We start from the raw sequence: 14,364 nt of genomic DNA on the forward strand, positions 1-14,364 counted from the left end.
TAAATATAGAATGAAAAAAACACTTTTATTGGGAGCGTCTCTGTTATGTTCCGTTTTTATAATGGCAACAGAGATTCCTTTTCAAAAAGCAGAAATAAAGTCTATCATGCGAAAGGTGGCGGATTGGCAGATTGCCAATCCACACCCCGCTCCTGAACATGACGACTTGAACTGGCCGCAAGGTGCTCTTTATGTCGGCATGGTGGATTGGGCGGAATTGGCTGAAAAAGAAGACAATGATGATACATATTATAAGTGGCTGACTCGTATCGGGCGGCGGAATTGTTGGCAGCCGGACAAACGGTTTTACCATGCTGATGACATCGCTGTATCACAGTCCTTTTTGGATTTATACCGCAAGTACAAAGACGAAGCAATGATTATCCCTACGCTCGCCCGTACGGAATGGATTGTCAATCATCCGTCCGAAGGCAGTTTCAAGCTGGTGGAGGGAGACTTAAAGACCTTGGAACGTTGGACTTGGTGTGATGCTCTCTTTATGGCTCCCCCTGTATATGCCAAACTGTATATGCTGACCGGAGAGAAAAAATATATCAAATTTATGAATCGTGAGTATAAAGCGACTTATGATTACCTGTTCGATAAAGAAGAAAACTTGTTCTACCGTGACTGGCGTTATTTTGATAAGCGCGAAGCCAATGGTAAGAAAGTCTTTTGGGGACGTGGCAACGGTTGGGTGCTTGGTGGTCTAGTTGAAATATTAAAGGAACTGCCCAAGAAAGATAAGAACCGCAAATTCTATGAGGAATTATTTGTAAAACTGGCTACCCGTGTTGCCGGATTGCAGCATCCGGACGGTTTTTGGCATGCCAGTCTCTTGGATCCTGCCTCTTATCCATCACCGGAAACGAGTTGCACTACTTTCATTGTCTATTCCATTGCTTATGGAATAAACGAAGGTTTATTGGATAAGGAAATTTATCTTCCTGTAATGATAAAAGGCTGGAATGCATTAGTCTCGGCTGTGGAACCGAATGGGAAACTGGGTTATGTGCAGCAAATCGGTGCCGACCCGAAGAAAGTGACTCGTGACATGACGGAGGTTTATGGAGTTGGTGCTTTTTTGATGGCAGGCAATGAAATTTACAAAATGGCGAGATAATCTGTTCCCTCTGTGAAGATAGTAGACAATAATCATAAAAACGCTGTACTGTGATGAAAAAATTCTTATTGACATGCATAGCCGTAGCTTGTAGCCTTGTGGCTGTAGCCGAAGAACTGCTCATCGAAGCTGAAAGTTTCAGCCAGCGAGGCGGCTGGGTGCTCGACCAGCAGTTCATGGATCAAATGGGTTCGCCCTATCTCATGGCACATGGCATGGGCATCCCTGTGGCGGATGCTACGGCAGAAATCAACATTCCCCAGGCGGGCACTTACTACGTATATGCCCGTACTTACAACTGGACTTCACCTTGGACCGATGCCGAAGGTCCTGGAAAATTCCGCCTGGCTTTAGGCGGCAAATTGCTGAAAGCTACATTAGGACATACAGGTAATTCCTGGCAATGGCAATTTGCCGGAAAGACAGTATTGAAAGCAGGGACTACTACCCTTGCCCTGAAAGACCTCACCGGTTTCGACGGTCGTTGCGATGCCATTTACCTTACGACCGATGCGAACACGCAACCCGCTACCTGGGATACGGCAGAGACAGCGGCACTTCGTACCCGCCTGCGACAACAACAGACGGTGCCCGCTCATCAATACGACTTTGTGGTAGTAGGAGGGGGAATAGCCGGAATGTGTGCTGCCGCATCTGCTGCCCGATTAGGTTGTAAGGTAGCACTAGTGAATGACCGTCCTGTATTGGGCGGCAATAACTCGTCGGAGATTCGTGTACATCTCGGCGGTATCATCGAAATGGGGCCTAATCAGGGATTGGGTCGTATGATACGTGAGTTTGGCCATGAGCGTTCCGGCAATGCCCAACCGGGCGACTACTATGAAGACCGGAAGAAGGAAGACTTTATAGATGCCGAAAAGAACATTACCCTTTATGCCTCTCAGCGTGCGGTAGCCGTGAAGATGCAAGGAGACCGCATTGTGTCAGTCACTATCCAGCACATCGAGACGGGCGAACAAACTGAACTTACTGCTCCTCTCTTTAGCGACTGCACAGGTGATGCTACCATAGGCTATTTAGCCGGTGCCGATTGGGCTATGGGACGTGAAGGCCGCGATGAATATGGTGAGAGCCTTGCTCCCGAGCAACCCGACTCATTGGTGATGGGGGCCTCTATTCAATGGTATAGCAAGGATATGAAGAAGAAAACCTCATTCCCTCATTTTGAATATGGCGTGCGCTTTGACGCTGAAAACTGTGAGCCTGTAACCATGGGCGAGTGGAAATGGGAAACAGGTATGAACCGCAATCAGGTCAGCGAGGCTGAACGTGTACGCGACTATGGACTTTTGGTGATATATTCCAACTGGAGCTATCTGAAGAATCACTATAAAGACCATAAGAAGTACGCCAACCGTTCCCTCGACTGGGTGGCGTATGTTTCAGGCAAACGTGAATCACGCCGTCTCTTGGGCGACTACGTACTGTCACAGGACGATATAGACAAGAATGTGGCGTACGAGGATGCTTCGTTTACCACCACTTGGAGCATCGACCTTCACTTCCCCGACAGCGTGAACAGTGTCCGCTTTCCCGGCAATGAATTCAAGTCGGCTACGGTGCATCGTTGGATTCATCCTTATGCCGTTCCCTATCGCTGTCTCTATTCGCGTAATGTGGACAACCTCTTTATGGCAGGCCGCAATATGAGCTGCACCCATGTAGCTTTGGGTACGGTACGTGTGATGCGTACTACCGGCATGATGGGTGAAGTAGTAGGTATGGCAGCCGGACTCTGCCACAAGCATCGTGTAGAGCCGCGCGACATCTATCATCATCACCTGCCGGAACTGAAGCAACTTATGCAAGCGGGTCTGGGCAAACGCGATGTGCCCGATAACCAACGCTTCAACGAACCCAACAAATTGTTGGAAGTTCCGGGAGCTTACATCAAACCGTAGACAAACTATGAGCAAAAAAAATATTATCACGATATTTCTATCGGCAATATGTACCTTGCCGCTTTGGGGAGGACAACAGTATTACGCTTTTCTGAAAGGTGACACGCTACGTATGGGCAATAACTATATGGAACGCGTCATGCTGTGGAATAACGGTGCGCCTGTTACCATCAGCCTTACTGACAAGCAACACGGAAAAACCATTCCGGCACAGGGCAAACAACCCGATTTCTCGATTGTGAAAGGTATCTCTACGGATGCTACACTTACCGTGAACGAGATACCGACGAACGGCATCCACGCCAGTTATCTGCAGGCTACCGTGGCTTGCACTATCGGTTCGCTGAATATAGAGCGTCGCTATCGCATTTATGCAGACTGTCCCGCCATTGCTTGCGACACCTATCTGAAAGGGCAAGTGGAACTTTATCAGAATAAGGAGGATAACCGCTCTAACGCCGACCGCAAAAATATAGAGCACACGGCCGATATGGCTACGGGGGTGAAAACTCCCACGCTCGACAGGTTGCAACTATCCGGCAATCATTGGAGTGCCCGCACAATCGAGTTTTTCGACTACACCGATTGGAACGACAATCTGGTGACCGGGCGTACCTGGCTTCCTTACCGTCGCAATACGTATCGTGGTAATTTGCTTTTTGCTCATGACGTAGTTACGCGTCAAGGCTTCTTTTTTTTGAAAGAGGCTCCTAGCAGCAGTACCCAATTACATTATCCGGGTTCTGACTTCGTGGCGGACTTTAGCGATTTTATGGTAGTGGGGCTGGGCATTGCGTCTCATGATGTAAAGCCGGATAGCTGGACCCGCGTTTATGGATGCGTTACCGGCATCTATACCGGTGGTGAGCAAGAAGCGCTTACTGCCCTGCGCCTCTATCAGAAACAACTGCGCCACCACACCGCCGCACAGGATGAGATGATTATGCTCAATACCTGGGGCGACCGTAGCCAGGATGCCAAAATAGATGAGGCTTTCTGTCTGGCAGAACTAGACCGTGCCGCACGCATGGGCATCACCCTCTTTCAACTGGACGATGGCTGGCAGAGCGGAAAAAGCCCTAACTCGAAGACTGCCGGAGGTAGTTTTAAGGATATCTGGAAAAGTGGCGATTACTGGACGCCCAACCCCACAAAGTTCCCTCATGGGCTGAAACCTATTGTAGAGAAAGGCAAGAAATTGGGTATTCGTATCGGATTATGGTTCAATCCCAGCATACAGAATGATTTTGCCGATTGGCAAAAAGATGCGCAAGCCATTATCGGACTTTATAAGAAGTACGGCATCTGCTGTTTTAAGATAGACGGCCTGCAGATACCTACCAAGACAGCCGAACAGAATCTACGCCGACTGTTTGATACCGTGTTGGAGCAAACCAACTATGAAGTGATTTTCAACCTCGATGCCACTGCCGGTCGTCGCGGCGGGTATCACTATATGAACGAGTACGGCAACATCTTTCTGGAAAACCGCTATACCGATTGGGGCAATTATTACCCTTATCGCACCTTGCGCAACCTCTGGATGCTGTCTCGCTATGTACCGGCGGAGAAGATGCAGATAGAGTTCCTTAATAAATGGCGCAATGCCGACAAGTATGACGCTGCCGACCCTTTTGCCCCCGCCCGTTACAGTTTCGATTACCTCTTTGCCATCACCTTGGCGGCACAGCCATTGGCTTGGATGGAAGCTTCGAACCTGCCCGAAGAGGCTTATATTACGGCATCTCTACTCAAGAAATACCAACCCTTGCAACTCCGGTTTCATCAAGGCGTCATACTGCCCATTGGTGAGGAACCTTCGGGACGTTCGTGGACCGGATTCCAATCGACCGTCTCCGGCACGCAAGGCTATCTTGTAGTTTACCGCGAAGATAATGAGCAAGCCAGGGGAACTATTGACACTTGGCTTCCTGAGGGTAAGAAAGTTACTTTTACCCCTGTAATGGGAAGTGGCAAAAAGTTTGCCGCAAAAGTCGGCGCACAGGGTAGAGTAAGTTTCGAGCTAAATGACAAGAACTCTTTCGCACTCTATCAATACGAAGTAAAACCATAAAAAGGCGGCTATCTGCTTTTTACGCTAATCACAAATGATGTGTTAACTTCTGATTTGCAGAGCGTTATGATGTGTGAAGAGGAGCATTAATATCTCTGCTGTTGGATGTTAATAGTTGAGTTGTCAGGTATTAATAGTTGGGCGGATAGGTATTAATAGTTGAGACAATGAGTATTAATAGCTGATAAATGGGATATTAATATAACAACGACAAATGAAATAAAATAGGGAACTATGGTAAAAAGTGTACGTTTTCTTCTTCTCCTGATAGCATTTGTCTCCATGCAGATAGTTGCATGGGGACAGCCGCAGGAAAGACTGGTTCAAGTGCAGGTCACTCCAGACCACACCAATTGGCTGTATAAACCGGGAGAAAAAGTGAAATTCAAAGTAGTGGTATTGAAATGCAATATCCCACAGGATAATCTGGAAGTACGTTATGAGATTTCGGAAGACATGATGAAACCTCATCAGACAGGCAAACAGCCTTTGAAGAATGAAAAGCTTGAAATTAACGCAGGGACTATGAAAAAAGAAGGGTTCCTGCGTTGCCGTGCTTTTGTCACTTGCCAAGGGCGTGAGTATGAAGGCGTGGCTACCGTCGGCTTTTCTCCTGAAAAATTGCAACCGACCACTCCGTTGCCCGTCGACTTTCTGGAATTTTGGAAAAGTACCAAAGAAGCCGCTGAAAAGTGGGCACTGGAACCGATAATGACTTTACTGCCGGAAAGGTGCACGGATAAGGTGAACGTATATCATGTCTCCTTTGCGAACAATGACTATGCGTCCCGTATGTACGGCATCCTTTGTGTTCCGAAGGCTTCCGGGGAATATCCGGCGATTCTGAAAGTGCCGGGCGCAGGCATCCGTGCCTATAACGGAGAAGCTGAACGTGCCGGAAAAGGTTTTATCATTCTGGAAATCGGTATCCACGGCATTCCGGTCAACCTGACGGGAGATGTGTATCACCGGCTTTATAACGGAGCTTTGAAGAATTACCACTCGTTCAATATGGACAATCGGGACAAGTACTATTACAAACGGGTTTATACAGGCTGTGTGAGAGCCATTGATTTCATTTACACACTTCCCGAATTTAACGGTAATCTGGCGACCTTTGGAGGAAGCCAGGGCGGTGCGCTTTCCATTGTGATTGCCGGACTCGATGACCGTGTCAAGGGATTGGTTTCTTTCTATCCAGCCTTGTGTGATATGGCGGGTTATGCCCACGGTCGTGCAGGCGGTTGGCCGCATTTGTTTAAGGATGCGAAGAACCGGACGCCGGAAAAGATGAAAACCATTCAGTATTTTGATGTGGTGAACTTTGCCCGGCAGGTCAAAGTTCCGGGATTCTATACTTTTGGTTATAATGATATGGTTTGTCCGCCTACCACCACTTACTCCGCTTATAACGTGATTAATGCTCCGAAAGAGCTGTTTGTAGCTGAGACGACCGCTCATTATGCCTATGCCGAACAGTGGAGCGCAGCCTGGAACTGGGTAATGAATTTCCTGAAAAATAAATCGAAATAGCACGGATTACACGGATTAACACTGTTGTTTTACCTATTCTATTCTAAAAAACCGTGAAATCCGTATAATCCGTGCCTGAACTTATTATATACACTAATTATAACAACATACTTAAATGAAAACAGGTGAGAAATTAAGTCTATGTCTATTGTTGCTAATCGTTTTTGCTGGAAGCGTTGCGGCACAGGAGCTGATAACGAATGTATATGGTCGCAACATCCATTCGCTGAATGGTAAATGGAATGCTATCATCGACCTGTACGACCAGGGGCAACGGATGAAAATCTATGAGAACCGGCAACCGGAAGGAAATATCGATTTCTATGAATACGCGTTTGAAGGCGGGTTGCGTCTTAATGTTCCGGGTGACTGGAACTCCCAATCGCCCGAATTGAAGTATTACGAAGGCACTGTATGGTATGCCCGTCACTTTGATGCCAAACGCTTGGCAGACAAACGCCAGTTCCTTTATTTCGGTGCTGTCAGCTATCGTTGCAAAGTCTACCTGAACGGGAAAGAGGTAGCAGAGCACGAAGGTGGTTTTACTCCTTTCCAAGTGGAAGTGACAGACCTGTTGAAAGACGGTGACAACTTCCTGGCGGTAGAAGTGAACAACCGCCGTACCAAAGACGCCATTCCCGCTATGGCATTCGACTGGTGGAACTATGGCGGCATCACAAGAGATGTGCTGCTGGTGAAAACTCCCCGGACATTTATAGAAGATTATTTTATCCAACTGGATAAAAATGCTCCCGACCGGATAATTGCCTGTGTGCGTCTTTCTGATAAAAAGGCAGGTGAGAAAGTAACAGTTGCCATCCCCGAACTCAAAATCAACGCGGAGCTTACCACCGATGCAGAAGGAAAGGCGGAAACCGTGTTGAATGCGAAGAAGCTGCAACGCTGGTCGCCGGAAGAACCGAAACTCTATGGCGTGACTGTATCTTCAAGTGCCGACCGTGTGGAAGAGCAAATCGGCTTCCGTAATATCACCGTGAAAGGAACTGATATTTACCTGAACGGGAAGCCGACATTTATGTGCTGTATCTCTTTCCACGAAGAAATCCCGCAACGTATGGGGCGTGCTTTCTCGGAAGCCGATGCAGCTATGTTGTTAAATGAAGCGAAAGCACTTGGTGTGAACATGATTCGCCTGGCTCATTATCCGCAGAATGAGTACACGGTACGCCTGGCGGAAAAGATGGGTTTCCTTCTCTGGCAGGAGATTCCTATTTGGCAAGGCATTGATTTTACAGACGATGATACCCGTAAGAAAGCGCAGAGGATGCTTTCTGAAATGATTAAGCGCGATCAAAACCGCTGCGCGGTAGGTTATTGGGGTGTTGCCAATGAAACACAGCCTTCCAAAGAACGGAATGAATTCCTTACTTCCCTGCTCGAAACGGGAAAACAGCTGGACACTACCCGCCTGTATGTTGCCGCTTTCGACCTTGTGCACTTCAATAGCGAAAAACAGCGTTTTGTAATGGAAGATTCTTTTACTTCCCAACTGGACGTCGTAGCTATCAATAAATATATGGGCTGGTATCATCCGTGGCCTGTGGAACCGAAAGACGCTATATGGGAAGTAGTGACGGACAAACCGTTGATTATCTCGGAATTTGGCGGCGAAGCATTGTACGGTCAGTCCGGTGATGAGAATGTGGTCAGCTCCTGGAGTGAGGAATATCAGGCACGTCTGTATAGGGATAATATCCGTATGTTCGACAATATCCCGAACCTGCGTGGTGTATCTCCCTGGATTCTGTTCGACTTCCGTTCGCCGTTCCGTTTCCACCCCACCAATCAAGATGGCTGGAACCGCAAAGGACTCATATCCGACCAGGGTATGCGTAAGAAAGCGTGGTATTTGATGAGAGATTATTACATGAAAAAGAGAAATAACCGATAAGTTTAGTTATATTTGAATATAATGAAGCAATATAGAAATGTAGTGATTTGTATGTGCATACTGCTCCTTCTTGCCGGAGGAGTGTATGCGCAGCAAAAAACGGTCAGGATACTTGCTATCGGCAACAGTTTCTCCCAGGATGCCGTGGAGCAATATCTGCATGAACTTGCCGAAGCCGAAGGCATTTCAACCATCATCGGCAATATGTTTATCGGCGGCTGTTCCCTGGAACGTCATGTGAAAAATGCCCGTGACAATGCTCCCGCCTATGCCTACCGGAGAATAGGTACGGATGGAAAGAAACGGGAAAAAGGCAAGATGTCTTTGGAAGCGGTGCTGGCAGATGAAGACTGGGATTACGTCAGCCTGCAACAGGCAAGTCCTTTTTCGGGAATGTATGAGACGTATGAAGCCTCTCTTCCCGAGCTCATAGAATATGTAAAAGCACGCCTTCCAAAGAAAACAAAGCTGATGCTGCACCAAACCTGGGCGTATGCGTCTACTTCCAAGCATAGTGGATTTAAAAACTACAACTGCAATCAACTGACCATGTATCAGGCTATTGCCGATGCAGTGAAGAAAGCGGCTAAGGCGAATAAGATAAAGATTGTCATCCCTTCGGGCACTGCCATACAAAATGCGCGCACCTCTTTCATCGGCGACCATCTGAATCGGGACGGCTATCATCTGGATGTGAAGATTGGACGTTATACCGCTGCCTGTACCTGGTTCGAACGTATCTTCAAACACAGTGTAGTCGGGAATCCTTATGTCCCGGAAGGGTTGGATGAGGCGAGGAAAGCTGTTGCCCAGAAAGCTGCCCATGCAGCAGTAAAGCATCCATATAAGGTAACCGAGCTGTCTATTACTAACTAACAATGGTCATTGCCGCCTGTCTTGCAGCAACCCCCATGGTATTATAGATGACTTGACTCAAATGTAAATGCAGCACACCAAAGGCGATTTGATTGCTCGTGGTAACCCGATGGTGTACTGCATTTATTTTTCGTATATCGTATGGTTTACTCCATTAAGAACTGGCGTATGGGACAATGGCGTATACCCTCATAGCTATAGAGCTATATATTCAGCGTGATGGGTATATATACTCACCATGCTGAATATACATGTCCACCAAACGGGATCTATAGATCCACCACGTGGGCAAAAGTGAGGTGAAATGTGGGCTTATGGCTGCTTGCGCGTGGGCTGGAACACGCCAGCACGTGGGCTGAACAAAACAGAGCCTGTATTTGGGTAAAACAGAGGCTCTGTTACAATGAAATGCAGGCTCCGTTTTGTTACAACAGAGCCTCTGTTGAAAGTAAATATGGCAAAAGTAACTGGAGTTAAATACTTTTGCTTTCAGGAGTGCTTTCAGCAAAAATCACCGATGAAAAGGGGATTTTTTAAAGAACTGAAGGCTGAAGGCGGTTTTTATTCTAATAGTTAGTAAGGAATTTGACTGTAACAAGAAAGGGAACCGAGTTTCTTTCTCCATCTTTTATTTTTCATTGCAACAAAAGTATGCTTTCTTATAGGGAATCAGTCCTTTTTACAGTTGAATTCTGAAGGCAGGCATCCAAACTCTTCCTTGAAATATTTAGCGAATTGTTTGGGTGACAGTCCCACTTGATAAGCTATTTGAGAAATGCTTTCCTGACTCTGTTCCAATAATTGCTTTCCTCTTTTTATGCGCAAGACACGGATAAATTCAAGAGGGGACTTGCCTGTTATCGTCATTAGTTTTTTGTATAAGTGACCACGACTCATTCCGACAGTCATGCTTAGGTCTTCGACAGAGAAATCTGTATTGTCCATATTCTCTTCCACTGCTTGTATGGCTCGCTCAATAAGCCTTTCATCAATAGTGCTGATGGTAATCTCGGCAGGAGACACTTCAACTTTTCCGAATCGTTGATGGTTGCGGCTACTCCATTCTAACAGCTTTTGAATACGGAGTAGAAGAATATCCAGATTGAAAGGCTTGGTTATATAGTCATCGGCACCTTCACGCAATCCTTCCAGCATATGTTCCTGGGCGGTTCGTGCAGTCAGTAAAATAACAGGGATATGTGAGTAACGGAAGTCTCCCTTTATCTTATTACATAGCTCCAGTCCGTTCATTATCGGCATACGGACATCGCTTATCACAAGGCTGATATCATGCAGGGCCAATATCTCCATTGCTTTTTCACCTTGTTCGGCCTCATAAACAGTAAATCGGTCTTTCAGGCAGTCAACAATGAATTGTCGGAAATCTTCGTTGTCCTCCACAATAAGTAATGAACAACCTGTTGGCGTTTTTGCTTGCTCCGGTTCTTCCTGTATGTCTGGTCTTTCAGTTGGCGTTGCCGTGGGATATATGTTCTTGCATTTATGTCGTATGGGGAACATAAATTCAAAGATAGTACCTTGGGGATGATTATCGCGAATTTGAATGTCGCCATTATGGAGAGTAACATATTCTTTGACTATATGCATGCCTATGCCACTGCCGATATAATCAGTGGATGAGTGTTCTTCTTGATAGAAACGGTCGAATATTTTAGCTTTGTTTTCTTCACGTATCCCGATTCCGGTATCCGCCACTTGGATGCAGGCATATTCTCTTTCATCTTTTATGATATGATCCAGCACTACGTTCACGCTCCCGTGATTCACGTTGTATTTGAATGCGTTCGATAATAGATTAAGCATTATGCGCTGCATTTTATTCTTATCAAAGTCTGTTTCCAGATTATCGGTTTTCAATGAAAGGCTGAAGGCAATATTCTTTTTGTCGCCGTACGAATAGAAAGAATCACATACTTCTTTGATGAAATCTGCCAAATCACCGTGGGAAGGATTGAGTTGGGCTTTACCATTGTCCAGCCGACGTAAATCAAGCAGTTGGTTGATAACGTCCAGGAGTGCCAATGCATTGCGATGAATCAACTTCAATTCCTTTTTTATGTCTTGTGCCGTATTAGTAGCCAATATTTGCTCAAGAGGAGTGATGATGAGTGACAAAGGAGTGCGCAGGTCATGGCTTACATTAGTGAAAAAGCGTAATTTGGCTTCGTCAATTTCATGCTGCTGCACCGTTTCCATATCACGTTTTTGTTGAAGCAATAATCGACGGTGTTTCCGTTTCATGTGGATAAAGATAAGTGATATGGCACTCACCAACAGTAATGCATAGATGCTATAAGCTATATTAGAAAGCCAGAATGGCGGATACACATTGATGGAAAGTGTAGCACTTGCATCGTTTTCATAATCATGAACCTTCATTACCCGTACTTGAAGTTGATAAGTTCCGGGAGCCAGTTTATTGAAATAAATCCGGTTTCCCTCCAGCTTTGTCCATTCTTCGTTTTTATTGAGTCTGTATTCGTATTGTAGCTTGTGTAGATTGCCATAGTCCATAGCCGAGACTTCCACAGCAAAACTGTTGTCTGAATAGTTCAGGTTGAGGTTGTTAAGCAACTGGATGTTCTTTGTGAGAATGATACGTCCGTTGTGTGCGGGCCTGTTTGCATTGACACACTCATTATCAATATATAAGTCGGTGAATATTACTTGGCGGTCGAAGTAAAACAAGTCATTGCCGCGTGGGATAATTTTTACGTATCCTCCTCCGCCTCCAGCAATTACTTCATTCCTGTGATTGCAGAAGATTGAAAAATTATTGAAAGTAAGGTTACCGATTCCATCCTCTTCATAATAAGGGTGGCAACGGAAGTCGGGCATACTGGCAGCATCGGATTCCACTACTTCCACGTGGGTGATGCCATGGTCTGTAGTGAGCCACATATTGTGAGATGCATCTTCGATAATGGCACGTATATATGAATGGGAAACACCGTTTGCGGTATTCAAATTGATTAACTTATTTTGCTTCGGGCTATACACATTGACCCCTTTCCGTCCGCCTATCCATAGTAGTCCGCGTGAATCTTGATAGATGCAATTGGCGAACTTATCTTGTATCACTTCTTCACCGTCAGCAGTTTGTTCCAATATCGTCATCTCCCGGGTGGAAGTATTCATGTAGTACACTCCGGAACTGGTAGCCACATAAAGAGAATGACCATCAACGTATGCCAGGTCGGCAATGTAATTGGTCAGTAAAGTCGAATTACTCATTGTATAATCTTTGAGCATTCCGGAAGGTTCCAGGCAGTAGAGTCCTTGCGAGTAAGTGGCAAACCATAAGTTACCGGCATTATCCTGTGTGATACGACGTATGTATTGAGGCAGTTCCACCGGATTATTTTCCGCCGCTTTGAGCGGAGTGAACTGACCATTCTGATAATAAAACGCTCCACCGCCGAAACTTCCCCACCACACTCTGCCTTTGTTGTCATGGAAAGAACAAACAATCAAGTCGGAAGGAATCTCTTTGTTCTTTGATTTATAATAAGTATAGGTGTTTTTATCCTTGTCGTAACTGGCTATGCCTTCACCGTCAAATCCTAGCCATAGTTTGCCCTCTCCGTCTTCGTAGAAACAACTGACATCCTCCAGTTGGGGACAATAATGGTTTTCGAATATCAGATTGTTCAAACCTGAATAGGCTACGCCCTGTTTGCCGGTTCCTATCCATATCACGTCGCGGTTGTCCTTGTAGATATAGGTCACGTGATTGTCCGGCAGGGAATATAATTTGTCGACATCCTTGAATAGACGCGTCACCTTGCCCTTTTCTTTATTATACGGGCATATGAATATTCCTCTGCCATCGGTTCCTATCCAGATATTCCCTTTGCCGTCGTCGGTTATTGTGGTAATCATGGTTCGTTCTCTACTGAGTTCCGTTCGGGCGGCAAAGTCAATCCAGTTGTTTTCTGTCAGAGAATAACATTTGACATCCGCGCTGTGCGGGGCGTACACCCAAAGCCGGGAAGAAAAGTCCAGATAAATGTGAGGCATATAAGTGGTATGTATTTCCGTATGAAACAGTTTGGTTATGGATTTATGCATCCAGTCTATGTTAATTACATTTCCATCGGTCATGAGAATGTAACATCTCTTGTTGCGGCATGCCATGTCGGCAATGTTTACGCTGCCCGGAAGTGACTGTTTGTATAGCGTTTCATCGGAGAAGATGTAGTAATACAATGTGTTGTCTGCAACACACCACAGGTTCTTGTCGTCATCTATGAATAATTGCCTAGGGCTTTCAAAGATACCTATCTTGTGCAGAAGAAGCTCCGTTCTGTTATCCAGTTCGTCCATTTCACGGTCATAAAAACAATAGTTAACCGGAGTTTTTATCCATATATTGCCTGCTGCATCTTCTGCTACCCATTCTACGCTATTGTTGTAAGCTCCTTGCCGGAGGGTGGTATATGTCTTGAAATGATAACCGTCATAGCGGTTCAGGCCATCACGGGTAGCAAACCACATGAACCCATATTTATCCCGTTCTATCGCCTGAATATAATTGTCGGACATGCCTGTTTTTACTCCCAGCTGGTGAAAACTCATTTCGTTTGAAGCGTATGATGCCAGGCTATTCAGCAAGGAGATAAGAAGAAACAAAGGAATTCGTAAGTGTCTTTTCATAATTGTATCTTTTCACGTTGCTAAGTTAAGAATTCCGTTCATAAATCCCTTATCCCGAATGTATCATTTTAGGGGAAGATATGTGTCTTTTGTATCTTTTTCTATCCCGAATCGATTATTCTCCGGTCGGGATACAATTCGGATAGTTTGAAAATCAAATGAGAAATAGGCGGTACTTTTTTATTCGTACATTTGCCACAGTCAAAAGGAAGTCCTTAAATCGACAGAATAAAAACCTATCAAATAT

General features: G+C 45.7%; 7 protein-coding genes. 6 read left to right on the plus strand and 1 reads right to left on the minus strand.

The features are described from left to right. Positions 1–10: 10 nt before the first annotated feature. From DW173_RS14985 to DW173_RS15010, 6 genes are all read left to right on the plus strand, one after another. Positions 11–1,123: a glycoside hydrolase family 105 protein gene (locus DW173_RS14985; RefSeq protein WP_008023255.1), complete on the plus strand. Its 1,113-nt coding sequence runs from the start codon at positions 11–13 to the stop codon at positions 1,121–1,123. 53 nt (positions 1,124–1,176) lie between these two features. Then, a complete protein-coding gene (locus DW173_RS14990; RefSeq protein WP_120144673.1) occupies positions 1,177–3,045 on the plus strand; it encodes an FAD-dependent oxidoreductase in 1,869 nt (622 codons plus the stop codon). A 7-nt stretch (positions 3,046–3,052) separates the two neighbouring features. Then, on the plus strand, positions 3,053–5,119 hold the full coding sequence (locus DW173_RS14995; RefSeq protein ID WP_120144674.1) for an alpha-galactosidase: 2,067 nt from the start codon (positions 3,053–3,055) through the stop codon (positions 5,117–5,119). A 234-nt stretch (positions 5,120–5,353) separates the two neighbouring features. Continuing rightward, positions 5,354–6,652 (plus strand): acetylxylan esterase, encoded by a 1,299-nt coding sequence (locus DW173_RS15000; RefSeq protein ID WP_120144675.1) that lies wholly within the window; start codon positions 5,354–5,356, stop codon positions 6,650–6,652. 115 nt (positions 6,653–6,767) lie between these two features. Beyond that, positions 6,768–8,564 carry a glycoside hydrolase family 2 protein gene (locus DW173_RS15005; protein ID WP_120144676.1) on the plus strand — a complete coding sequence of 599 codons (1,797 nt, stop codon included), beginning with the start codon at positions 6,768–6,770 and terminating at the stop codon, positions 8,562–8,564. Between the two features lie 21 nt (positions 8,565–8,585). Continuing rightward, complete coding sequence (locus tag DW173_RS15010; protein WP_120144692.1) at positions 8,586–9,440, plus strand: DUF4886 domain-containing protein; 855 nt, start codon at positions 8,586–8,588, stop codon at positions 9,438–9,440. Between the two features lie 669 nt (positions 9,441–10,109). Here the strand turns inward: DW173_RS15010 and DW173_RS15015 are convergent. Then, the gene (locus DW173_RS15015; RefSeq protein ID WP_233562183.1) at positions 10,110–14,117 is read right to left on the minus strand and encodes a hybrid sensor histidine kinase/response regulator transcription factor; all 4,008 of its coding nucleotides are present in this window, start codon (positions 14,115–14,117) and stop codon (positions 10,110–10,112) included. Positions 14,118–14,364 lie beyond the last annotated feature (247 nt).

It is taken from the genome of Bacteroides sp. AM16-13, from assembly GCF_003602705.1.
GTDB lineage: Bacteria > Bacteroidota > Bacteroidia > Bacteroidales > Bacteroidaceae > Bacteroides > Bacteroides xylanisolvens.